21 protein-coding genes are annotated in these 23,066 nt (G+C 66.4%); 4 read left to right on the top strand and 17 right to left on the bottom strand.

All coding sequences use genetic code 11. The features are described 5' to 3' along the window. Nucleotides 1-10: 10 nt before the first annotated feature. On the top strand, nucleotides 11-1,177 hold the full coding sequence (gene dsrP / locus ACZ5V4_RS13210; protein ID WP_464315329.1) for a sulfate reduction electron transfer complex DsrMKJOP subunit DsrP: 1,167 nt from the start codon (nucleotides 11-13) through the stop codon (nucleotides 1,175-1,177). A 144-nt stretch (nucleotides 1,178-1,321) separates the two neighbouring features. On the opposite strand, the gene ACZ5V4_RS13205 is transcribed toward dsrP, so the two are convergent. Next, complete coding sequence (locus ACZ5V4_RS13205; protein WP_464315328.1) at nucleotides 1,322-1,897, bottom strand: VOC family protein; 576 nt, start codon at nucleotides 1,895-1,897, stop codon at nucleotides 1,322-1,324. Between the two features lie 53 nt (nucleotides 1,898-1,950). Next, nucleotides 1,951-2,805, bottom strand: a complete 855-nt coding sequence (gene dapF, locus ACZ5V4_RS13200; protein ID WP_464315327.1) for a diaminopimelate epimerase — start codon at nucleotides 2,803-2,805, stop codon at nucleotides 1,951-1,953. 275 nt (nucleotides 2,806-3,080) lie between these two features. Here dapF and ACZ5V4_RS13195 point away from each other — a divergent pair, with 275 nt between their 5' ends. Together ACZ5V4_RS13195 and ACZ5V4_RS13190 are read left to right on the top strand one after the other, a co-directional pair. Then, the gene (locus ACZ5V4_RS13195; RefSeq protein ID WP_464315326.1) at nucleotides 3,081-3,605 is read left to right on the top strand and encodes a hypothetical protein; all 525 of its coding nucleotides are present in this window, start codon (nucleotides 3,081-3,083) and stop codon (nucleotides 3,603-3,605) included. A gap of 39 nt (nucleotides 3,606-3,644) precedes the next feature. Continuing rightward, entirely contained in the window at nucleotides 3,645-4,283 is a 639-nt protein-coding gene (locus ACZ5V4_RS13190) for a hypothetical protein (protein ID WP_464315325.1), read from the top strand. A gap of 39 nt (nucleotides 4,284-4,322) precedes the next feature. Here ACZ5V4_RS13190 and ACZ5V4_RS13185 read toward each other — a convergent pair whose 3' ends face one another. Genes ACZ5V4_RS13185 through ACZ5V4_RS13150 form a run of 8 tightly spaced genes read right to left on the bottom strand, consistent with a single transcriptional unit; the run spans nucleotide 4,323 to nucleotide 11,785 of the window. Further along, the gene (locus ACZ5V4_RS13185) at nucleotides 4,323-5,627 is read right to left on the bottom strand and encodes a phenylacetate--CoA ligase family protein (RefSeq protein ID WP_464315324.1); all 1,305 of its coding nucleotides are present in this window, start codon (nucleotides 5,625-5,627) and stop codon (nucleotides 4,323-4,325) included. Between the two features lie 52 nt (nucleotides 5,628-5,679). Continuing rightward, the gene (locus ACZ5V4_RS13180; protein ID WP_464315323.1) at nucleotides 5,680-6,144 is read right to left on the bottom strand and encodes a hypothetical protein; all 465 of its coding nucleotides are present in this window, start codon (nucleotides 6,142-6,144) and stop codon (nucleotides 5,680-5,682) included. A 5-nt stretch (nucleotides 6,145-6,149) separates the two neighbouring features. Continuing rightward, nucleotides 6,150-6,881 carry an ABC transporter ATP-binding protein gene (locus tag ACZ5V4_RS13175; RefSeq protein ID WP_464315322.1) on the bottom strand — a complete coding sequence of 244 codons (732 nt, stop codon included), beginning with the start codon at nucleotides 6,879-6,881 and terminating at the stop codon, nucleotides 6,150-6,152. Further along, nucleotides 6,881-7,645, bottom strand: a complete 765-nt coding sequence (locus ACZ5V4_RS13170) for an ABC transporter ATP-binding protein (protein ID WP_464315321.1) — start codon at nucleotides 7,643-7,645, stop codon at nucleotides 6,881-6,883. The genes ACZ5V4_RS13175 and ACZ5V4_RS13170 overlap by 1 nt, the downstream gene beginning before the upstream one ends. Then, entirely contained in the window at nucleotides 7,638-8,591 is a 954-nt protein-coding gene (locus tag ACZ5V4_RS13165) for a branched-chain amino acid ABC transporter permease (RefSeq protein ID WP_464315320.1), read from the bottom strand. Before ACZ5V4_RS13165 ends, ACZ5V4_RS13170 begins: the two co-directional genes overlap by 8 nt. A gap of 2 nt (nucleotides 8,592-8,593) precedes the next feature. Beyond that, entirely contained in the window at nucleotides 8,594-9,469 is an 876-nt protein-coding gene (locus tag ACZ5V4_RS13160; protein ID WP_464315319.1) for a branched-chain amino acid ABC transporter permease, read from the bottom strand. 34 nt (nucleotides 9,470-9,503) lie between these two features. Further along, nucleotides 9,504-10,646, bottom strand: a complete 1,143-nt coding sequence (locus ACZ5V4_RS13155) for an ABC transporter substrate-binding protein (RefSeq protein ID WP_464315318.1) — start codon at nucleotides 10,644-10,646, stop codon at nucleotides 9,504-9,506. A 5-nt stretch (nucleotides 10,647-10,651) separates the two neighbouring features. After that, nucleotides 10,652-11,785 carry an ABC transporter substrate-binding protein gene (locus tag ACZ5V4_RS13150; protein ID WP_464315317.1) on the bottom strand — a complete coding sequence of 378 codons (1,134 nt, stop codon included), beginning with the start codon at nucleotides 11,783-11,785 and terminating at the stop codon, nucleotides 10,652-10,654. A gap of 285 nt (nucleotides 11,786-12,070) precedes the next feature. On the opposite strand from ACZ5V4_RS13150, the gene ACZ5V4_RS13145 reads away from it, so the two are divergent. Continuing rightward, nucleotides 12,071-13,132, top strand: a complete 1,062-nt coding sequence (locus tag ACZ5V4_RS13145; RefSeq protein WP_464315316.1) for an FUSC family protein — start codon at nucleotides 12,071-12,073, stop codon at nucleotides 13,130-13,132. A 14-nt stretch (nucleotides 13,133-13,146) separates the two neighbouring features. On the opposite strand, the gene ACZ5V4_RS13140 is transcribed toward ACZ5V4_RS13145, so the two are convergent. The 7 genes from ACZ5V4_RS13140 to aprB all read right to left on the bottom strand — a co-directional run bounded on the left by ACZ5V4_RS13140 (nucleotide 13,147) and on the right by aprB (nucleotide 22,905). Then, complete coding sequence (locus ACZ5V4_RS13140; protein WP_464315315.1) at nucleotides 13,147-14,595, bottom strand: dihydrolipoyl dehydrogenase family protein; 1,449 nt, start codon at nucleotides 14,593-14,595, stop codon at nucleotides 13,147-13,149. Between the two features lie 162 nt (nucleotides 14,596-14,757). Next, entirely contained in the window at nucleotides 14,758-15,426 is a 669-nt protein-coding gene (locus ACZ5V4_RS13135) for a hypothetical protein (RefSeq protein WP_464315314.1), read from the bottom strand. Between the two features lie 15 nt (nucleotides 15,427-15,441). Next, nucleotides 15,442-16,647, bottom strand: coding sequence for a quinone-interacting membrane-bound oxidoreductase complex subunit QmoC (gene qmoC / locus ACZ5V4_RS13130; RefSeq protein ID WP_464315313.1), 1,206 nt, complete (start codon nucleotides 16,645-16,647; stop codon nucleotides 15,442-15,444). 12 nt (nucleotides 16,648-16,659) lie between these two features. Continuing rightward, nucleotides 16,660-18,954 carry a hydrogenase iron-sulfur subunit gene (locus ACZ5V4_RS13125; RefSeq protein WP_464315312.1) on the bottom strand — a complete coding sequence of 765 codons (2,295 nt, stop codon included), beginning with the start codon at nucleotides 18,952-18,954 and terminating at the stop codon, nucleotides 16,660-16,662. A gap of 6 nt (nucleotides 18,955-18,960) precedes the next feature. Continuing rightward, on the bottom strand, nucleotides 18,961-20,208 hold the full coding sequence (locus ACZ5V4_RS13120) for a CoB--CoM heterodisulfide reductase iron-sulfur subunit A family protein (RefSeq protein WP_464315311.1): 1,248 nt from the start codon (nucleotides 20,206-20,208) through the stop codon (nucleotides 18,961-18,963). Nucleotides 20,209-20,368: 160 nt separating this feature from the next. After that, complete coding sequence (aprA, locus tag ACZ5V4_RS13115; protein WP_464315310.1) at nucleotides 20,369-22,366, bottom strand: adenylyl-sulfate reductase subunit alpha; 1,998 nt, start codon at nucleotides 22,364-22,366, stop codon at nucleotides 20,369-20,371. Nucleotides 22,367-22,410: 44 nt separating this feature from the next. Next, entirely contained in the window at nucleotides 22,411-22,905 is a 495-nt protein-coding gene (aprB, locus tag ACZ5V4_RS13110) for an adenylyl-sulfate reductase subunit beta (protein WP_464315309.1), read from the bottom strand. Between the last annotated feature and the right edge of the window lie 161 nt (nucleotides 22,906-23,066).

Genomic DNA, 23,066 nt, shown 5'->3' with positions numbered 1-23,066 from the left:
GAGTGCGGACATGATCGAAAAAGCCCTCAAGGGAAGCCCCCGCTACTTCGGAGCGCTGATGGTCTTTCTGGCCATCATGGGCATCGGCGGCGGGTTCTACCTGGTGCAGCTCAACAACGGCCTGATGATCACCGGCCTGTCGCGCGACGTGTCCTGGGGATTCTACATCGCCCAGTTCACCTACATGGTCGGCGTCGCGGCCTCGGCCGTCATGCTGGTGCTTCCCTACTACTTCCACCATTACAAAGCCTACTCCAAGATGATCATCATGGGCGAGTTCCTCGCCATCGCGGCGGTCATCATGTGCCTGGGCTTCATCGTCATCGACATCGGTCAGCCGCAGCGCATGCTCAACGTGCTGATCTACTCCACCCCGGGTTCCGTCCTGTTCTGGGACATGGTGGTGCTGAACGGCTACCTGGTCCTGAACGCGGTCATCGGCTGGACCAGCCTGATGGCCTACTGGAAGCGCATGTCCCCGCCCAAGTGGGTCAAGCCCCTGGTGTATCTCTCGATCATCTGGGCCTTCTCCATCCACACGGTCACGGCCTTCCTGTACGCTGGCCTGCCGGGCCGCCACTACTGGCTCACCGCCATCCTGGCCGCCCGCTTCCTGTCCTCGGCGTTCTGCTCCGGCCCGGCCATCCTCCTGCTGCTCACCCTGCTGGTGAAGCGCCTGACCGGCTTCGACCCCGGCAAGGAGGCGGTGAAGACCCTGTCCACCACCATCACCTACGCCATGTGCGTGAACGTGTTCTTCTTCTTCCTGGAGATATTCACCGCGTTCTACTCCAACATGCCCGGCCACATGGACCCCATCAAGTTCCTGTTCTCGGGCTTCGACGGCAACACCTACATGACCCCGTTCATGTGGACCGCCGCCTTCCTGGCCCTGACCTCGCTGTTCCTGCTCATCCCGCCCAAGTGGAGGGAGAACCGCGAGATCCTGGTGCCCGCGCTGATCATGCTGGTGCTCGGCACCTGGATCGACAAGGGCATGGGCCTCATCGCCGCCGGTTTCACCCCCAACCCCTTCGAGAAGGTCACCGAGTACCTGCCCACCGGGCCGGAAATGATGATCGCCTTGATGATCTACGCGGTGGGCGGCTTCGTGCTGACCATCCTGTGGAAGATCGCCCTGGAAGTCAGGGCCGAAGTGGAGGGCGGGCTGAAATAGCGCCGCGCCAAGACGAAACGAGAAAGGCCGCCCGGAAACGGGCGGCCTTTTTTGTTGAAGCGCGCCCGGAGAGAACGCCGCCCTCTCCGGACCTCTCCCGCCGGGGGGAGGGATCGCGGGGCGCGGCCAGCGCCACGCTACAAATCAGGACTTGCCCAGAAGCTCCCTGCCCTCTCCGGGGTAGATGCGCCTGTCGGAAGGCTTCGCTGGCCCGGGCTCGGGCCAGTGCCCGGGCTGGGGCTCGCTGCCCTCCAGGGCCACGGCGGTCGGGGCGTGGTCGGCCATGCGCGGTTTGGCGCGCAGGTCGATGCCGGGCTGGGGCCAGCTGAACTCGATGGGGATGTTGTTGGGGTCGAAGCTGTAGAGCGAGAGGATGAACCCGTGGTCGATGACCTCCGAGGCCCAGAACCCGGCCGCCTCCAGCCTGGCCTTGATCTCCCAGAGGTCGTTGCGGTCGGCCACGCCGAAGGAGATGTGGTCGAAGGCGTAAGGGCCCTTCACGGGCACGCCGTGGTCCTTCTCCACGATGGGCGTGACGCCCGGCCACTCGAAGAAGGCGATCATGTCCGTCTCGGAGATCTCCAGGAAGTAGTGCCTGTATCCGGGATGGCCGAGTCCGGCCACCAGGCGCATGCCCAGGAGGTCGCGCCAGAAGCGAAGGGTGGCGTCCATGTCGCCGGTGGCCATGGCCAGATGATTGATGCCGGTGTAGCGGGGCATGTTCCCTCCAGGCCCCGGCCCGGCCGCCCGGCCGGACAGGGGGAACGAAACGCTTACAGGCCGGGCAGCGACAGCGTGGCCGGATAGAGCACGCCGCTGAACGAGACCTCGGCGGCCCCGCGCAGGTAGACCTGCCCATCCTCCAGGCTCACGCCCAGCACCTCGCCGCCCGTGGTGGTGACGTCCACGGAAGCGCCGGCCAGGCCCAAGGCGTTGGCCACCACGGCGCTGGCGCACGCGCCCGTGCCGCAGGCGTAGGTCTCGTCCTCCACGCCGCGCTCGTAGGTGCGCAGGATGAGGCTGCCCGAGTCCTTCACGGTGACGAAGTTCGCGTTGGTGCCCTTGGGCGCGAAGGCCTCGTGGAAGCGGATGGCCTTGCCCAGGCGCTTCACGTCCACCAGGGAGACGTCCTCGAAGAAGACCACCGCGTGGGGCACGCCCGTGTTCACGAAGTGCACGGTGAGCTTCTCCCCGTCCACGTCGAGTTCCATGCCGGTCTTGAGGTCCTGGGCGGGGGTCAGGCGGACCTTCACCTGCCCGTCGTCCAGCACCAGGGCTTCGACGCCGCCCGCGTCCGTGCCGAGCACGTGCTTCTTGCCGGCAAACCCGAGCAGGTTGGCGAGTTTCGTGGCGCAGCGCGCTCCGTTGCCGCACATCTCCGCGCGCGAGCCGTCGGCGTTGTAGAAGTGCCAGCGGTAGTCGAAGCCGGACCCGGGCTGGGCCTCCTCCAGGAAGATGATCCCGTCGGCGCCCACGCCGAAGCACTTGCGGCAGGCCAGCCTGGCCCAGTCAGCCATGAAGTCCACGGGAAGCTTGAGCTCCCGGTTGTCTATGATCACGAAGTCGTTGCCGCACCCTTGCATCTTGTGGAAGGCGACGCCTGGGCCGAGGGTGAAATCGCAAGCCATGGAAAAAGCTCCTCTCAGGTCTTGATCCCCCACATTAGCAGAGACGCCCCCGCCAGGGAAGTGCGCCACGCCCGCCACGCCGGCGGCAGTTTCTTCCCCCCCGCCCGAGTTCGCCCCTCCTGATCGAATGCCCAACTCCGCGCGCCCGGCAAGGCCCCGCGCAGCCTCCGCGCGACCGGGCGAATACCCGGAGGCCCCTGGCACCGGCCTTGCTCTGGAAAGGTTACACGAAACGCGCGGAAAGTTTTGCCCGCGTGCATTCACAGGGAGAGGCCATGAATCCTCTGATCATCGCGGGAGCGGCCAGCGCGCTCTCCTTCGCAAAGGACATCTTCACGAGCAGGACGTCCAACTCGCAGCCAACCCCGGCCAAGGCCGGAGAGGCGGCCAAGAACGCGGCCAGCGAGTTCGACAAGGCCCTGGAGACGCAGACCGCCCTGAACGCCCAGAAGGCCCAGGCCGAGCGCGAGGCCACGCTGGCCAAGCCGCTCACGCCCGAGGCCCAGACAGTGGCCCTGGAGGCCTTCAACGCCCGGCAGGAAACAATCGCCGACCGTCTCCAGAAGGGAGTCGCCGCAGGCCAGATCACCGCCACCCAGAGCCAGTCCGTGCGCGCGCTCCAGGTTTCGGCCCAGGCCGGGCTGGACACGGCCATGGCCGACGGCGTGCTCACCGTGGGCGAGTTCCGGCAGGTCAACGCCTCCTTCGACATGGCCAGCCGCCAGCTCTCGTCCTACCGCTTCGGCCAGGACGCGGGCCAGACCCCGCCCGGCTACCAGCCCGTGAGCATGAACGTCTAGGCCCGCAAGGCCCGGCCCAAGCAAGCACCAGGAGCAAACATGAGCAGCGTGAACTTCTTTTCCCAGCAGCCCGCCGCCTATTACCAGGACATCATCCAGTCGCGCCAGCAGCGCCTGGAGGACCGCCTGGAAGACGGCGTGGAGTCCGGGAGCGTCACCGGCAAGAACAAGGAAGCCCTGGACAAGCTCAAGAAGGACAACGACGAGCTCATCGGCAAGGCCCTGGCCGACAAGAAGGTCACGCGCGAGGAATACGAGCGCATCATGAAGGCCCTGGACGACCAGAACCGGCTCATCGACCACCTGGCCAAGGACAAGGCCGGAACCAAGACCAAGAACGGCCTGGACGCCCGGACCATGGACAACCAGGACATGGTGCTCTCCGTGGTCTACTCAAGGCTGGAGCGCATCGAGAAGAGCATCGACGCCGGCATCGAGTCCGGCAAGATCGACCAGAAGGAAAAGGAAAAGCTCCAGGCTTCCCTGGCCAAGACCCGCGAGCTGCTGGACAAGGCCATGGAGGACGGCGCCATCAGCCGCGGCGAGCTGAGCGAGATATCCAGGTCGCAGAGCATCCTGAACCGCGAAGTGACCACCTACTCCCGCAACAGGCGCTACGCCAGCCTGTCGAGCAGGTATTCCCAGTCCGAGGCTTCGGCACTGGAGACCACGGCGTAAGGCGGGGCTCCGCCCCACGTAAAATTCCAACCCGGGCGATCAGTCCTTCTCGCGCTTGTCCAGCACCCGCTGCGCCTTGCCGCCGTCGATGCCGGCGAGCGCGCCGGGCTCGGTCATGCGCACCTCGAAGCCCACGCCGAGCTCGCTGGCCAGGCGCTTGCGCACCCCCTCCAGGAAGTGCTGCTGGTCCGCGATGCGGTCGAACACGAACTTCTCGGCCACCTCGAGCTCCACCGTGGCCTTGTCCAGCCCCTTCTCGCGCTCCAGCACCACGCGCCACTGCGGGGTGGTGCCCTCGATGTCCAGGAGCACGGTCTCGATCTGGCTGGGGAACACGTTCACGCCCCGGATGATCAGCATGTCGTCCACGCGCCCGCGCACCCGGGCCATGCGCGCAAGCGTCCTGCCGCAGGGGCAGGCGCCGGGGATGAAGCGCGTGAGGTCGCCCGTGCGGAAGCGGATCAGCGGGAAGGCCTCCTTGGCCAGGGTGGTGAGCACCAGCTCGCCCTCCTCGCCCTCGGCCACGTGCTCGCCCGTGACCGGGTCCACGATCTCGGCCAGGAAGTGGTCCTCGTTGATGTGCAGCCCGGTGCGGTGCAGGCACTCGCCCGCCACGCCCGGCCCCATGACCTCGCTGACGCCGTAGTTGTCCGTGGCCGTGAGCTTGAGCCGGTCCTCGATCTGGGCGCGCGCGGACTCGGACCAGCTCTCGGCCCCGAACAGGCCGTAGCGCAGGCTGAGGGCGTTGGCGTTCACGTCCAAGTCCTCCAGGCTCTGGGCCAGGTAGAGGGCGTAGCTGGGCGTGCACACGAGCACGGAGGTCTTGAAGTCCTGCATGATGGCCACCTGGCGGCGCGTGTTGCCGCTGGAGGCCGGGACCACGGCCGCGCCCAGGGTCTCCGCGCCCTGGTGGAAGCCGAAGCCGCCGGTGAAGAGCCCGAAGTTGAAGGCGATCTGGACCACGTCCTCGCGCGTGACCCCGCCCGCCGAGAGCACGCGCGCGGTCAGGCTGCCCCACTTCTTGAGGTCGCCGATGGTGTAGCCCACCACCACGGACTTGCCCGTGGTGCCGGACGAGGCGTGCAAGCGCACCACCTCGCGCAGGGGCACGGCGAAGAACCCGTAGGGGTAGGCGTCGCGCAGCACGGACTTGGTGGTGAAGGGCAGGCGCGTCAGGTCGTTAAGCGAACGGAAGTCGTCCGGGTCGATGCCCTGCTCCGCGAAGGTGCGGCGGTAATAGGGCACGTTGCGCGCCACGCGCGTGAGCGTGGCCTGGAGGCGCTCGAGCTGCAGCTGGGCCAGCTGGGCGCGGTCCATGGATTCGTATTTGGGCTCCCACATCATGGACTCTTCTCCTTGCGCGTGTCCGGGCCGGTTCCCTTGGGTGCGGCCGGGGCTACTTTCCGGGCATCATCATGCGCATGACCGGGCGGTAGGCGTAGCTCACCTCCACGACCTTGCGCGTGTCGTCGTAACCCAGCTCCACGGAGACTTCGCCGGAGGTGTAGGTGAACTGCTTGATGTTCACCTTGGGCTGGCTGGGCTGGCCGAAGGTTCCGTCGAAATAGGCCTTGAGCGCGTTGTAGGCGCTGGGGCCCTTGGCCGTAAAGAGCGCCATGCAGAACTTGTTCTTGTAGAAGCCGTAGGTCAGGTTCTCGATGGGCACGTTCTGGAAGCTGCGCTCGTCGCCGTAGCGGGTGAAGAACTCCAGCTCGCCCTGCTTGCGCACGGACTTCATGTGCTGGAACTCGGAGAGCTCATGGCCGAAGGCCATGCCCTTGAAGTCGGTGACCATCTTGTTTTGGGCCAGGGCTGGCGACGCCAGCAGCACGAGGGCCAGAGAGAGAAAAAGGCTTTTCATTGGAATCACTCCTCCCGGGACTTGTCCCGGCCGAGATAGGCGCGCTGCACGTCGCGGTTGGCCAGAAGCTCCTGGGACGTCCCCTGGAGGATGACACGCCCCGTTTCCAGCACGTAGCCCCTGTCGGCCACGGCCAGGGCGCTCTTGGCGTTCTGCTCCACGAGCAGCACCGTGAGCCCCCGCTCGGCCCTCAGCTCCGTGATGCGCTTGAAAATGTCGCGGCAAACCGTGGGAGCAAGGCCCATGCCCGGCTCGTCCAGCAAAAGCATCCTGGGCCCGGCCATGAGCGCGCGCCCGATGGCCAGCATCTGCTGCTCGCCGCCGGAGAGCGTGCCCGCCGCCTGGCTTGAGCGTTGCCTGAGCACCGGGAACATGGCGTAGACCGCCTCCAGGTCCCTGTCCAGCTCAGCGCGCGACGCCCCCCTGCGAGTGTAGGACCCCAGGCGCAGGTTGTCGGTTACGCTCAGGGGCTTGAAAACCAGCCTGCGCTCCGGAACGTGGGAGAGCCCCAGGCGCACGATCTTCTCCGGCGCGGCCCTGGTGATGTCCTGGCCGCCGAAGACCACCTGGCCCGAGGACGGGCGCAAAAGCCCGGACACGGCCGTAAGCAGGGTGGTCTTGCCCGCGCCGTTGGCTCCGATCAGGGCCACGATCTCGCCCTCGTCCACGTGCAGCGAGGCGCGGCGCACGGCCCTGATGTTGCCGTAGGAAATGTCGACGTTGGTCAGGGTGAGCATCAGTCCTCGCCCAGGTAGGCCGCCACGACCTCGGGGTTGTCCTGGATCTCCCGGGGGGAGCCTTCGGCCAGGACGCTTCCGAAGTTGAGCACGGTTATGCGGTCGGAGATGTCCATGACCAGTTCCATGTCGTGCTCCACGAGCACCACGCCCACGCCCAGTTCGTCGCGGATGCGCCGGATGATCACGCCGAGCTGCGCGGTCTCGCGGTTGTTCATGCCCGCCGCCGGCTCGTCCAGAAGCACGAGCCTGGGGCCGCTGGCCAGGGCGCGCGCGAGTTCCAGCAGGCGCTGGTCGCCGTAGGGCAGGTCGGCCGCATTGGCCGCGTGCTTGTCCGAGAGGCCCACGAACGCGAGCTTCTCCATGCACAATTCGGCCAGGCGCTTCTCCTCGGAGCGGTAACGCCCCGTGCGCAGCACGCTGTCCAGAAGCGAGTACCCTGCCAGCATGTGCGCGCCCGTAAGCACGTTCTCGAGGACGCTCATGTTGGAGAATATCTCCAGGTTCTGGAAGGTGCGCACCACTCCGGCCTTGGCGCGCTCGTGGGTGGGCCTGCCCGCAAGGTCGGCCCCTTCCAGGCAGACGCTTCCGGAGACCGGGGTGACCGCCCCGCTGATCACGCCGAGAAGCGTGGTCTTGCCAGCGCCGTTGGGGCCGATCACGGCGGTGATGTCGCCCGGGCGCGCGGTCAGGCGCGCTTGGCCCAGGGCCTGGATGCCGCCGAAGCGCACCGTGACGTCGCGCACCTCGAGGAGCTCAGCCACGCTTCACCGCCTTGATGCGCCGCGCGAGCGACTTGGCCGCGCCGGCCAGGCCGTCGGGCATGAACATCATGCAGGCCACCAGGAGCGCCCCGTAGATGAGGATGTCCACCTCCTCGAACATGCGCAAGAACTCCGGCAGCGAGGTGAGGAAGAACGCCCCGGCCACGGCGCCCCAGATGCTGGCCATTCCCCCGAGCACCACCATGGTGATCAGCTGGACCGAGAAGTGGAAACCGAAGGAGGACGGGGCCACGAAGGTCAGGTGGTGGGCGTAGAGCGCGCCCGCCACGCCCGCGTACACGGCCGAGAGCACGAACACGAAGCGCTTGTGCTTGGCGATGTCGATGCCCATGGCCTGGGCGGCGGATTCGCTGACGTGGATGGCCCTGAGCGCCCGGCCCGTGCGCGAGCCGATCACCCGGCGCGAGACCAGCGTGGCCAGCCAGAGCACACCGGCCGTGAGGTAGTAGTAGGACTGGTCCGTGGCGAAGGCGTAGCCGAAGAGCGTGAGCCTGGGGATGCCCACGAACCCGGAAGGCCCGCCCGTGACGGCCACGGCCTCGTTGAACACGATGGACACGATGATGCCGAAGCCCAGCGTGGCCATGGCTAGGTAGTTCCCGTGCAGCTTGAGCGTGGGCACGGCGATGAGCCAGCCCACCCCGGCGGAGACGATCACGCCCGCCACGATGCCCACGGGGATGGGCAGGCCCAGGGTGGCCGTGGCCACGGCCGTGGTGTAGGCGGCCAGGCCGAAGAACGCGGCGTGCCCGAGCGAAACCTGCCCGGCGTAGCCCATGAGCATGTTCAGCCCCATGACGATGAGGGCGTTCAGGCAGCACAGGATGAGCACGTTGATGTAGTAGTCGTTGGGCAGGGCCAGGGGGGCCAGGGCCAGGGCCAACGCGAAGGCGGGCAGCGCGGCTTTGCTCCGGAACGGTCCCACGGCTACACCCTGTCCGACTTGGGGCCGCCGAAGAGGCCCGTGGGTTTCACGAACAGGAGCACCAGGAGCACGATGAACGCGAAGGCGTCCTTGTAGGCCGAGGACACGTAGCCCGCGCCGAAGGATTCCAGCACGCCCAGGATGAGCCCGCCGGCCGCAGCGCCGAAGGGGTTGCCGAGCCCGCCCAGGATGCAGGCCGCGAAGCCCTTGAGGCCGAGCATGATGCCCACGTCGTAGGAGGTGAGCGTGATGGGCGTCAGGATCGCCCCGCCCACGGCCCCGAGAAAGCCCGAGAGCCCGAAGGAGGCCATGGCCATGCGCTCCACGGAGATGCCCATGAGCGCGGCGGCCTTGCGCTCGCAGGCGCAGGCCAGCATGGCCTTGCCGTGGATGGTCCGGCTGAAGAAGAGCTTGAGCGCCACCAGCACGCACAGCGTGATGGCCAGCACCCACAGGCTCTGGGGCTGCACGGCCGCGCCCAGGATGGCCATGGGCTTCGAGCCCGTGAAGGGCGGCAGGGCGAAGGTGTCCTTGCCCCAGGCGAGCATCACGGCCCCGCGCACCAGGATGGACACGCCGATGGTGATGATGACCAGGTTCACCGCGGCCGCGCGGCCCACGGGGCGGATCACGCTGCGCTCGATCAGGCAGCCCGCCATGGCGGTCACGGCCACGGCCAGCAAGATGGCCAGGGGCAGCGGGGCGCCGGCCTTGCTGAAGACCACGGAGAGCATGCCGCCGAGCATCACGAACTCGCCCTGGGCGAAGTTGATGATGCCGGTGGTGTTGAAGATCATGGTGAAGCCAAGGGCCGTGAGCCCGTAGGTGGCCCCCACCGTGAGCCCGGAAACGAGGTATTGCGTTGCGCCTGAGAACATAAGAAAAACGGGCCGGGGCGAACCCGGCCCCCGGTTATTTCAGGATTTTCCAGTCCCCGTTCTGGATGACCACCATCTCGAAGGCGTCCTCGGTCAGGCCGGTGTGGTCCTCGGCGGAGAAGGAGAACATGCCGCCGATGCCGGGGAAGCCCTTGGCTTTCTCGATTCCGGCGCGGATGGCCTCGGGGTTGTCGCTCTTCTCGGACTCGATGGCCTTGGCCACCAGCTTGAGCCCGTCCCAGCCGTGGCCGCCGAAGGTGGAGACGTCGCTCTTGAACTTCTCGGCGTACTGCTTGACGTAGCCCGTGAGCAGGGCCTTGCGCGGCTCGGAGTCGGGCAGCTGCGCGGCCACGATCAGGTGCCCGGCGGGCAGCATGATGCCCTCGGCGGACTCCCCGGCCAGCTCGATGAACTTCTTGGAGGCCACGCCGTGGCTCATGTACAGGGGGGTCTTGATGCCGAGCTGGGCGCGGTTTCGCGCCACCACGGCCGGGCCGGGGTTGGTGCCCCAGCAGATGATGGCGTCGGGGTTCACGTCCTTGAGCTTGGTCAGTTGGGCGGTCATGTCGGTGTCCTTGGGGCCGTAGACCTCGTCGGCAACCAGGGTGAAGCCGCCCGCCGGGACGAGCTCCTTGAGCACCTCGCGCCCGGCCTGGCCGAAGCCGTCGGACACGGTGAGGATGGCGATGTTCTTGTAGCCCTTGGCCTTGGCGTGCTTGAGGATGCGGCCCACGGCGTGGCGGTCCGAAGGGGCGACCTTGAACACCCAGGGGTTGACCGGGTTCACGATCTTCTCGGCCGCGGACATGGACACCAGGGGCACCTTGGACGCCGGGAACTTGTTCATGATGGCCAGGGTGGAGCCCGAGGTGGTGGCGCCGATGACGGCGGCCACGCGGTCCTTCTTCAGGAGCTTCTCGGCGGCCAGCACGGCCTTGTTCACGTCGGACTCGTCATCGTAGACGATGAGCTCCACGGGGCGCCCGAGCAGGCCTCCCTTGGCGTTCAGCTCCTCCTTGACCATCTCCAGGGTGTTCTTCTCCGGCTCGCCCAGAAACGAGGCCGGGCCCGTGACCGAGACCACCGCGCCGATCCTGACCGGTTCGGCGGCGGCCGCCGGGGCCGCCAAGGCGAGAAGCGCGGCGAAAACGCACAGCAGGCGAAGGATCATGCTCATCCCCTTTACTTGATGAGGACGAACTTGCCGCCCTCGATCCTGACCATGGCGAAGCTGGACTCATCCAGGCCGTTGTGGTCCTTTTCCGAGAAGGTGAAGACTCCGGTAGCGCTCTGGAAACCCTTGACCTTCTCCAGCCCATCGCGCAAGCCCTGCGGCGCGGTCGAGCCGGAAATTTTCGCGGCTTCGCCCAGAAGCATCAGCGCGTCCCAGGCGTATCCGCCGAATGCGGAGGGAGGGGTGCCGAATTTCTTGGTGTACTCGTCGGTATAGGCGGTCAGCAGGGTCTTGAAGGGGCCGTCGGGCAGCTGCTTGGCCACGATCAGCCAGCTGGCGGGCAGGACCAGGCCCTCGGCGGCCTCCCCGGCCAGCTCGATGAACTTGTCCGAAGCCACGCCGTGGCTCATGTACAGGGGGGTCTTGATGCCGAGCTGGGCGCGGTTGCGCGCCACCACCGCCGGGCCGGGGTTGGTGCCCCAGCAGATCACGGCCTGGGGGCCGGTGCCCGCGATCTTGGTCAGCTGGGCGGTCATGTCGGTGTCCTTGGGGCCGTAGACCTCGTCGGCGGTGAGCTCCATGCCCGAAGCCGGGATGAGCTCCTTGAGCACCTCGCGCCCTGCCTGGCCGTAGCCGTCGGACACGGTGAGGATGGCTATCTTCTTGTAGCCCTGGGCCTTGGCGTGGGCCAGGATGCCGCCCACGGCCAGCCTGTCGGACTGCGGGGTCTTGAACACCCAGGGGTTGACCGGGTTGACGATCTTCTCGGCGGCGGCCATGGACACCAGGGGCACCTTGGCGTCGGCCACCTTGTTCATGATGGCCAGGGTGGTGCCGGAAGTGGTGGGGCCGACGATGGCGGCCACGCGGTCCTTCTTCAGGAGCTTCTCCGCCGCGAGCACGGCCTTGTTCACGTCGGTCTCGTCGTCGTAGACGACGATCTCCACCTTCTGGCCGCCGATGCCGCCCTTGGCGTTCAGCTGGTCCTGCAACAGAAGAAGGGTGTTTTTCTCGGGTTCGCCCAGAAACGAGGCCGGACCGGTGGCGGAAACGACGGCGCCGATCTTCAGGGGGTCGGCCGCCTGAGCGGGGGCGACAAAGGACACCACGAGCGCCAAGGCCGCAAGGATACGCCAAGCCATAAGTCCAGCTCCTTCGATGCGTTGCGGGTGGGGACGGGGAGAATTTGACCAAACCGCCTAAGTTTTCGTTTCGTACCTTTCCGTTCCGGGTTGGTCAAGCGGCCCCTGGCCGCGCGCGCACCTTTCCGACGATTTCTGTTGCATTTCCGTTCAATTCATACTCGCTTGGTAGGCGATGCCCCTGTTTTTCCCCCTGGCGCCCGGGCATCCGTTGGGGTATCAACGCCCGGCCCGCGCGGGACGCGGGCGCTTTACACCCGCCCCTCCATAAGGCATCCATACGCTATGAGACTCCCCAAGCCCAGCTCCCTGCACGTCAAGCACGCCATCAAGACGGCCCTGGCGGCCGTGACCACCTACGCCCTGGTAACCCTTTTCAACATGTCCCAGGGCTACTGGGCCGTGATCAGCGTGGTCATCGTCATGCAGACCAACCTGGGAGGATCGTACCAGGCGGGCGTCAACCGCATCGTGGGCACGGCCGTGGGCGCGGTTTTGGGGGCGGCCGCCCTGGCCCTGCTCGGCTCGGGCTTCGTCGCCCTGGGAGTTGGCGTGGGCCTGACCATCCTGGTCTGCGCCTACATGATCCACCTGCACGAGTCCTTCCGCATGGCCGGGCTCACCGCGACCATCGTCATCCTGCTGGGCAACCAGTCCGGCTCCTATCTGGCGTTCGTGGTGGAGCGCTTCCTTGAAATTGGGCTCGGCGTGACCATCGCCCTGGCCTTCTCCATGCTGGTCTGGCCGTCGCGGGCTGGCAGGCAGCTGAAATCCGGCGTGGTCAAGGCCTTGAACGACGAGGCGCAGTTCTACTCCATCCTGCTCTCCTGCCGGGTCACGCCCGATTGCAGCGAGGCGGACGAGGCCGAGGCGCGCTCCACGCTCATGGCCACGCGCGAGAACAACCGCAAGCTCCTGGAGGAGGCCAAGCGCGAACCTTCGGGGCTCACGCACTCCGAGCACATCAGCGTCTCGCTCTTCAACTTCACCGAGCGCATCGCCGAGCACCTGCTCTCCATGGAGCACGCCGTGCACTACGAGGAGTTGGAGACCCTGCACGAGCTCGTGGCCAAGGACATGGACGTCCTGGCCCAGACCACCATCACCGCCATGACCCGCCTGGCCCTGGCCATAAGCCAGGAGCGCGACCCCGGCCCCATGGCCGACCTGGAGCGGGCCATGGCCGCTGCCGAGGACTGCCTGACGCGCGTCAGGCGCGAGCGCGTGCTGCCCTCCTACAGCCTGGAGTCGGTGATGCGCTTCTTCAGCTACTACTACAACATGAAGCAGGTGGCCGTGGAGCTGACGGGCATGGCCGGGCGCGCCGCCATGCTTGGCGAGAGGTAGGCCGGCCCCGCGCGCTACCCGCAGGCCCGGCCCTTGAGGCCGAAGACGATCTTCAAGAGCTTGGGGGCCACGCCCTCGAACACCTTGGGCGCGAGGTACTCCCCGGCCATGCGCTTGTTGATCTCCGCCAGGGTCGGATAGGGATGCACGGCCTGGGCCATCTCCGAGAGCTTGACGCCCCCTGCCATGGCCGATGCCCACTCGCCCAGGAGGTCCCCGGCGCGCGGCCCCAGGATGCGAACGCCCGCCACCTTCTCCTTGCGGTCAACCAGAAGCTTGCAGATTCCCTCGCTCGAGCCCTCGGCAAGGGCACGGTCGTTGTCCTCGAAGCGCTGCACGACCACGCTGACCTCGATCCCGGCCTTGGCAGCGGACACCTCGTTGTGCCCGATCCCGGCCAGCTCCGGGTCGCAATAGGTGGCGCGCGGCATGAGCGTGTAGTCGGCCTTGCGCGGCAGCCTGGCCACGGCGTTGGTCAGGGCCACGCCACCCTCGTACCCGGCCGCGTGGGTGAACATCCATTTGCCCAGCACGTCCCCGGCCGCGTAGATGTTGGCTGCCGTGGTGCGCAGGCGCAGGTCCGTTGGGATTCCCTTCCCGGTGTAGGCCACGCCCGCGTTCTCGAGCTTGAGCCCGGCCACGTTGGGAGCCCGGCCCAGGGCCACCAACAGGGCCTTGGCCGAGGCAACCGCCTCGGTGCCGTCCTCGAGCGCGTAGCCCACGTGCCTCAGCCCGTAGGCCACGCTGGCGAACTTCGCCCGTGCCCCGGTGATCACGCGTACGCCCTCGGATTCGAGCCTGGCGCGCACCATGGCGGCCAGGTCCGGGTCCTCCCCGGTGAGCAGCTGGCCCGAGCGCTGGAGCAGGGTCACGCCGCTGCCGAGGCGCTGAAAGGCCTGGGCCATTTCCACGGCCATGGCCCCGCCGCCCAGGATCAAGAGCGTCTCGGGCAGCGACTCCATGCTGAAGAGGGTCTTGTTGGTCAGGTGCGGGGTGTGCTTGAGCCCCGGGATGTCCGGCACAGAGGGCGAGGAGCCGGTGGCCACGATCCAGCGGTCCGCCGAGACGGTCTTGCCGTTTAGGCGCACGCTGTGCTCGTCCACGAACTCGGGCGAGCCGAACTCCACCTGCGCGCCCAGTGAGCAGAAGCGCTCCGGTGAGTCGTGGAGCTGGATGCGGCCGATGACCTCGCGGATGCGCCCGGCCAGGCGGCCGAAATCGGCGGGGGGAACCTCCACCGGTGACAGCCCCAGGCGTTCGGCCTGGGCCATGCGGTGGCGCAGGTTGGCCGAGGCGATGAGGGTCTTGGAGGGCACGCAGCCGTGGTGCAGGCAGTCACCGCCCAGGGCCGGGCCCTTCTCCACGAGCAGGACCTTCGCGCCCAGGCGCGCGCCTCCGGCAGCGGCGGTGAGGCCGGCCGCTCCCGCGCCGATGACCCCCAGGTCGTAGTCGAACGAACTCATAGACGCCTCGTGCGTTGAGTGTTGAACGCCCGATTATTGTACCGCTTGGCCGTGCGTGTCCATCCCCAAACACGCAGAGGCGGGGCTGCGCCCCGGCGGACAACGGAAAAGGGCCGCCCGTCGCCGGGCGGCCCTGCTGGAAACAGGCCTGGGCCTGGTATCCTACCAGTCGGACTTGGTGAAGGAGTCCTCCACGCCGAAGTCCACCACCGGCTCGGGCTCGGCGGCGGCGGCGCCAGCGGCACCACCGGCGGCGACGCCGCCAGCGGCCACGGTGACCACGCCGTGCTTCTTCACGTCCTCGATCATCTTGAGCAGCTCATCGACCTTGCCGATGTACTCGTTGACCTTGGACAGGGGGGCGACCAGCAGCTTCTCGGACTCCTTCTGGGAGGAATCCTCGAAACGCTTCACGGCGGCCTCGGCGGCCTTCAGCTTGGCCTCGGCGTCGGCCAGGGTGGCGGTCTTGGCGGCCAGCTCGGCCTTCACCTTGGCCAGCTCCTCGGCCTGGGCGTTGACGGTGGTCTTGTATTCGCCCAGCTTGGCGAACAGCGAGCCGATCTCGCCCACGGTCTCGGCGGGCAGCTTGGGCACGGACACGTTCTTGGCCGTGGTGCCCAGCTGAGCGGCGCTCATGGCGATCACTTCGGGGTGCTGCTCGTAGATCCAGGCCTTGGCGATGGCCGCGGCGAAAGGAGCCAACTCCTCGTCGACCACGGTGTCGGCCATGTAGCTCACCAGCTCAACGACGCCTTTCTTCTGGCCTTCCTTGTCCACGCCCTTCAGGTAAGCCATGAAGGTGTTCATCGGGAAAACTTTGGTCTCAGCCATGGGGAGTTCCTCCTCTTAGATCTCGAAAACTTTGTCTTCAACGCGCGAAATGGGGAGCCGCCCGCACATGCGCGCATATACCAGGGCCGTCGTGCGATACACCAGGTGCCCGAGCTTGGACCAGGGCAGGTAGCCGATCAGCATGAAGACGCTGATCAGGTGCAGGTAGTAGACGAAGTAGGCCAGGCCGGCCAGTCCGGCGAGGCGCAGGATGAAGCAGCCCGCGCCGGTGGCGAAGACCGCCCAGATCACGCCCAAGAGGTACCAGTCGTAGAAGCTGGAGCCCTGCTTCTGGGAGTCCAGGTTCAGGCGGCGGCGGGTGAGCATGGTCAGGCCGTAGAAGCCGAGCACCATGCCCACGATGGCAAGGAGCTTCACCGGGCTGTAGAGCGCCATGGGCGTATCGCCCAGGACGTGCAGCCACGCGAAGCCGGGCACGTACGAGCCCCAGTGGGACACGGCCACGACGGAGGTGACGATGAACAGGGCGACGAACGCGAACAGGAGCGCCCAGTGGCCCTTGAAGCGCTCGCTGTTGTCGTTGCCGCAGTCGTTCCACTTGCGATGGGTGGCGATCTCGTCGCGCAGCACGTCGATGATGGCCTGGACGAGCGTGGGCTTCTGGACCTTCTCGCCGAGCTGGAAGGTCTCGGGGATGTCCTTGAAGGACTTCCACATGTTCATGATGCCCTTGTAGAAGCACCAGACCACGAAGACGAACGTCGCGCCGAAGATCGGGTCGATGGTGAAGTCGCCGGGGAAGAGCTTGCTGAACTTGATCTCACCCTCGGGAATGGCGAAGCCCTTCATGCGGATGAGCCAGATCACCGCGAAGATGATGGCCGGGATGGCGATCAGCTTGGGCAGGCCCTTGGAGGAGCTCATCCACTCGCCGATGGCCGTGGGGCCCACCAGCTTGCGGTAGGTCATGTTGCGCACGGCCGCCAGGGTGTCCGCGGGCTTGGCGCCGCGCGGGCAAAGGTCCGAGCAGTTGCCGCAGTTGTGGCAGAGCCACACGTCGATGTCGCTCATGAGCTTGTCTTTGAGGCCCCACTGCGCCCAGACCATCTCCTTGCGGGGATAGGGGTTCTCGGAGGGCGACAGCGGGCAGGCCACGGAGCAGGTCGCGCACTGGTAGCACTTCTTGACGGATTCGCCGCCAGCGGCCTGAAGCTCCCTGACGAAGCTCGGGTCGGGTTGTATCCGGACCGGAGAAGACATAAGCAGGGCCTCCTAGTATCCTTTGAACGGGTTGGGACCCATTTTCACGATCATGTCCATGAACTCGTCGATCATGCCGGGCACGGTGTCGTACTCGTCGATGGCCACCTGGAACTGGTCCACGCGTTCGGCTTCCACGCCCAGGCGCTTGAGCGACTCGGAGATGTTCTCCTTGCGGCGGTTGCACAGCTCGGAGCCCTTGACGAAGTGGCACTGGTAGTCGTCGCCGTACTTGCAGCCGAGCAGCAGCACGCCGTCGATGCCCTTGGACATGGCGTCGGCCACCCAGATGGCGTTGACCGAACCCAGGCAGCGCACCGGGATGATGCGCACGTAGGCGCTCCAGGACTTCTGGCGCAGGGCGGCCATGTCGAGAGCCGGGTAGGCGTCGTTCTCGCAGGCCAGGATGAGCACGCGGGGCCCGCCCTTCTCGATCTTGGCCGGGACCTGCATCTCGCGGATCATCGAGCCGATCATGTCGATGTTGTAGTTGTCGAAGCTGATCACGCGCTCGGGGCAGGCGCCCATGCAGGTGCCGCAGCGGCGGCAGCGCGTGGGGTTGGGCATCGGGGTGCCCTTGGGGTCGTCGTCCAGGGCTCCGAACGGGCATTCCTCGGTGCAGCGTTTGCACTGGGTGCAGCGAACGAAGTTGAAGATGGGGTAGCTGCGGTCGCCCGAGCGGGGATGGACCGCGACGCCCCTGTTGGCGCTGGACACGCACTGGACGGCCTTCAAGGCCGCGCCCATGGCGTCGTCGGCGGCGAGCGCCAAGCCCATGGGCTGGCGCACGGCTCCGGCGGCGTAGATGCCGGTGCGGCGGGTCTCGTAGGGGAAGCAGATGTAGTTGGAATCCGCGTACCCTTCGAAGAGGCCCAGGTCCGGGAAGGCCAGGCCCTGGCGGTATTCGAGGTTGATCACCGGGCTGTGCGCCGTGGAGGGCACCAGCGCGGTGGGCAGGACCACCAGGTCGGCCTCGATCTCGATTGCGTCGCCGAGGAGCGTCTTCTCGAGCGAGACGACCACCGTGTCGCCGGCCCCGGCCTTCACGGCCTTGACCTGCGCCTTGGAGAGCATCACGCCCGGGTTGTCCTGGGCGGCCTTGTAGTAGCGCTCGTTGATGCCCGGGACCATCATGTGGTCGTAGAAGATAAAGGCCACGGCCTCGGGGTTCTTCTCGATCACGTAGTTGGCCTGCTTGAGCGCGACCAGGGTGCTGATCTCGGAGGACAGGGCCAGGTGGCGCTGGGACTCCAGGTCGCAGAACGGGGCCTCGGCAGGGGCCGCCTCGCCTTCGGCGGGGGGATTCTGCGGGGCCTCGGCCTCCTTGTCGCACTCCATGGTCACGTCGGCCGGGCAGGCCTCGGTGGTGCACAGGGCGGTGTTCAGCAGGAAGGCCACAGACTTCGCGGGCTTGCCGTCGGAAGGCCGGGTGATGGCCCCGGCCTTGGCCATGGCCTCGAGCTCGGCGGCGGTGATCACGTTCTTCACCGCGCCGTAGCCCATGGGGGCCAGGTACTTGGTGTCGCCGGGCTCCCAGCCGGTGGCCAACACCATGGCGCCGATGTCCAGGGTCTGGCCGTTGGACAGCTCGGCCTTGTACTGGCCGGGCGCGCCGGAGAGCTTCTCCAGGGTGGTGCCTGAGAAGATGGTCACCTTCTTGGTGGCGTTCACCTGGGCGATGAGCTTGTCCACGCCCGGGTCATGGGCTTCGGTGTGGGGGTAGGAGAGCGGGAAGGTCTTGTGGAAGTTGGCCGCCTTGCCGCCCAGGGTGTCGCCCTTCTCCACCAGGATCACGTCGTAGCCCAGGGAGGCCGCGGCGTTGGCCGCGTTCAGCCCGGTCCAGCCGCCGCCCAGGACCATGATGGTCTTGCAGGTCTCGGTGGCCTCGGGAGCGGGGATGTTGGACTTGCTGATCTTCACCACGCCCATGAGCGAGTATTCGTTGCAGAGGATCTGCAGGTCGTCGATGCCCTTGGCCTTCTCGATGGCGCCGGTCTCCTTGTCGAAGGACCAGACGGCCTGCTCGCGCAGGTTGACCCTCTCGACCTGGACGGCGTCGCCGAACTGGAACACGTCCCACTTCACGCGGGGCGAGCAGGCGCACAGACACACGGCGTCGAGCCCGGCCTCGGCGATGTCGGCCTCGATGGCCGCCTTGCCTTCGGGCGAGCAGAGCACGGGGCTGGTTTTGATGACCGGGCACTGCGGCTGGTATTTGTTCTTCACCGCGGTGCACACTGCGTCCACATCGACGGCTTCGCCGATGCCGCAGCCGCCGCAGACGTACACACCTATTTTCTCGGCCATGAATCCTTACCTCCCCGCAACCGTTTGTATGGCCTTGAGCGCCGCGCCGGTGGCCGCCTGGGCCGAGCGCATGACGTCCAAGGGCAGCTTGGCGCAGCCCGTGGCGATCACGCCCGTGCCGTCCGAGCCGATAAAGAAGCCTTCCTCGTCACGGGGCGCGTTCAGGGCCACGGCTTCGCCGGCCGTGGAAGGCTGCATGCCGGTGGCCAGGACCACCAGGTCGAACTCCTCGATGTTCTTGATGCCGGACTCGACGTCCTCCACCGTGGCCAGCACCTTGCCGGAAGCGGACTCGGTGAGCTCGGCCACCTTGCCCTTGACCAGCGAGAGCTTGGGATCGGCGGAAACCTTCTCCAGGAATTTCTGGTAGCGGCCGGGGGTGCGCAGGTCGATGTAGTAGATGGTGACCAACGCCTCGGGCACGCGCTCGCGGATGTAGGTGGCCTGCTTGAGGCTGGCCATGCAGCAGATGTAGGAGCAGTAGTTCAGGTGGTTCTCGTCGCGCGAACCGGCGCACTGCACGAAGGCGATGCGCTTGGGGGCGGCCTTGTCCGAGGGCCTGAGCAGGAGCCCGCCGGTGGGGCCGTTGGGCGCGCAGAGGCGCTCCATCTGCATGTTGGAGATGACGTTCTTCAACTTGCCCGCGCCCAGGTTGGTGAGCTTGGACATGTCGTAGGGCTTCCAGCCGGTGGCCTCCACGATGGCCCCGACCTTGAACACCTGGGTGCGCTCCTGGTCGGCCAGGTCGATGGCGCCGTAGACGCACGAAGCCTCGATCTTCTTGGCCTCGGCCTCGGAGCAGCGGCCCTTCTCGAAGACGTAGCGCATGGGGAAGGAGAACAGGTTGGGCCTGAAGGCAACCTTGCGCTTGCCCATGCCGAAATCGAACTCACAGTCCACAAGGGTTTCCGCCGCTTCGGTGCAGGCGTTGCAGCCCGTGCACTTCTCGTTGACGTAGCGCGGCTTGATGGCCACGGTCACGTCGAAGTTGCCGGCCTGGCCAGAGACCTTGGTGATCTCGGCCATGGTCAGCACCTTCACTTTGGGATTGTTGCGGATGCGCTGGAACTGGATCTCCAGCCCGCACGAAGGGGGGCAAAGCTTGGGGAAATATTGGTTGAGCTGAGCCACCCGTCCCCCAAGATAGGGATTTTTCTCCACGAGGATGACCTCGTAGCCCATCTCGGCGGCCTCCAGGGCAGCGGTGATACCGCTGAATCCCCCGCCGACCACCAGAATCGCGTTGCCAGACATTGACACCTCCCTGCTCGGATTTGACCTTTCACGGTCAAACGGCCTGATCCGGGACGCCTCGCCCCGGCGCGCCCCGGATCAGACCGTTTGGGACAAACGGCCGTATTCCGGCTTGAAAAAACGGCCGCGGGCATGCGCCCGCGGCCGTGCTTGGTCCGACTTACGCGTCGGGGATGATCTGAACGTAGGGGCGCTTGAAGACCTTGGTCTCGCGAGTGGTGGGGTCGTACTTCGAGTTCACGAAGCACTTCCACTTGCTGTCGTCCAGGCCCGGGAAGTCGCCGCGGTAGTAGAAGCCGGGGTAGCGGGACTCCTCACGGAAGGCGATGTGCTGCATGTGCATGCGAACGGTCCACAGGCGGTGGAACTGCTCCCAGCAGCGCATCAGTTCGTGCAGGTCGCGGGCGGCCAGCTTCTTGGAGTCTTCTTCCAGCATGGCCAGCAGCTTGAAGCCGGTGTCCAGCAGGGACTTGGAGGTGGTGTACAGGGTGCCGACGCCGCCGCCGTACTCGTCGGAGCACTTGATGAGGCGCATCATGAAGTTCTTCGGGGAGATGAACTTCGGGTTGATGATCGGGTCGGTGGAGATCGCCTTGTTCTCTTCGAAGGTGTACCAGGGCTGGTAGATTTCCTTCTTCAGGTCTTCGGCCTTCTCCTTGATGGAGGGCTTGAAGTCCTTGTGGTCCACGCACCAGCGCACCATCTGCTTGCCGACGATGCGGCCCTCGGCGTGGGAGCCGGAGGAGAACTTGTGGCCGGAGGCGCCGACGCCGTCAGCGCAGGTCCAGAGGCCGTTCACGGTGGTCATGCGGTTGTAGACCTTGCCGTTGTCGGCGCGGACCTTGTACTCCTCGGGAACCCATTCCTCGTCCGGACCGGAAGCCCAGATGCCGCAGCAGCCGGAGTGGGAGCCCAGCAGGTAAGGCTCGGTGGGCATGATCTCGGAGCCGGACTTCTCGGGCTCGATGTTCATGGCGGCCCACAGGTTGGCCTGGCCCACGCACATGTCGAGGAAGTCTTCCCAGGCTTCGCTCTCGAGGTGCTTCTGCTGCTCGGCGTTCAGGTTGGCGAAGGTGGTCTGCAGCGCGGTGGCGGTGTCCATGTAGATGGGGCCGCGGCCGGCGCGCATTTCGGCGAGCATCATGTGGTTACGCAGGCAGGTCGGGATGATGTGACCCTTGGCGTAGCCGCGATCCTCGTAGGGCTTCAGCATGGCGCGGTTGGTGACGCAGTAGTCCTCGCCCTTGGCGTTGGTGGCCTTGGCCTTGAAGAGCAGGAACCAGGCGCCGACCGGTCCGTAGCCGTCCTTGAAGCGGGCGGGCACGAAGCGGTTTTCCATCATGGTCATCTCGGCGCCGGCCTGAGCGCACATGGTGTAGGTGGAACCGGCGTTCCACACGGGGTACCAGGCGCGGCCCATGCCCTCACCAGTGGAGCGGGGCTTGTACACGTTCACCGCGCCGCCGCAGGCAACGACCATGGCGTTGCAGGTGAAGATGTAGACCTTGTTCTCGCGGGTGGAGAAGCCAACCGCACCGGCGATGCGGTTGGGGGTGTTGGCGTCGAGCAGCAGCTTCACGATGAACACGCGCTCGAGGTAGCGGTCCTGGCCAAGGGCGTTCTTCGCGGCTTCGGCCACGATGCACTTGTAGGACTCGCCGTTGATCATGATCTGCCAGCGGCCGGAGCGGACGGGGTCGGCGCCGGAACGCAGGGACTTGCCGGCGGCCTTGGACTGGGCGCCGTCAAGGTTGTGGCCGTGCTCGTCCTTGGTCCAGCAGGGCAGGCCCCACTCTTCGAAGAGGTGCACGGAGTCGTCGACGTGGCGGCCCAGGTCGAAGATCAGGTCTTCGCGGACGAGGCCCATCAGGTCGGTGCGGACCATGCGGACGTAGTCGTCGGCGTTGTTCTTGCCCAGGTAGGTGTTGATGGCCGAGAGGCCCTGGGCCACGGCGCCGGAGCGCTCGAGGGAGGCCTTGTCGAGCAGCATCAGGGAGAGGCCGCCGCCCAGCTTGTCGATCCAGCGGCAGGCCTCGAAAGCGGTTCCGCAGGTGCCCATGCCGCCGCCGACCAGCAGCATGTCGACGTATTTTTCGACGATTTCCGGCTCGGCGAGAGCGACGCCCTTCGCCTCTTCTTTCATGGGAATACGGGGCATTTCTCGTGCTCCTTATATTCTTGGGTTGCGCTTCGGATCCGCTACTACTTGCAGAAGCCGTCCAGCCAGCACTGGGCGGAGTCGGCATCGGTGATGTCGAACTTCTTCATCACGGTCGCCTGGGGCTTGGCCAGATCCCAGGTCTCGGTGAAGAGCTTCTCATCTTCCAGGCTTCCGGGCTCGGGCTTGCCGTCATAGGGCTTGATCGAGCCTTCGGGAGTGGTGCGGATGGGGAACTTGAAGCGCTTGGTGTTGCCGTTGCGGAACTTGACGGTCCACATGATGGAGTCAGCCGAGCGCATGGGGACGCAGACGCCGCCCATGGGCGCGAAGTCGGCGTAGGGCCGGGCTTCGATGGCGCCCTGGGGGCAGATCTTCACGCAGGAGTAGCACTCCCAGCAGGCCTCGGGCTCCTGGTTGTAGGCCTTCATTTCGGCCGGATCGAGGATCATCAGGTCGTTGGGGCAAATGTACATGCAGGCGGTCTTCTCGCCGCCCTTGCACCCGTCACATTTGCTCGGATCGACAAAGGTAGGCATACCACGTCCTCCACGCTAGTTTGATGGTTGATTCCTTATTCCCTTCCACAAAACAGTACGCCGCCCGCCCCATGAGGGGGAAAAAAGACACCCGGCGACGCGACCTAGAAGTCGCGGCCGGGCGCCAGATCACAACGGGTCAAGCGCGGATACGGCGAACG

The sequence above is a fragment of the Fundidesulfovibrio sp. YSD1 genome (assembly GCF_055397115.1).
This window is presented reverse-complemented; position numbering and strand designations above follow the sequence as displayed.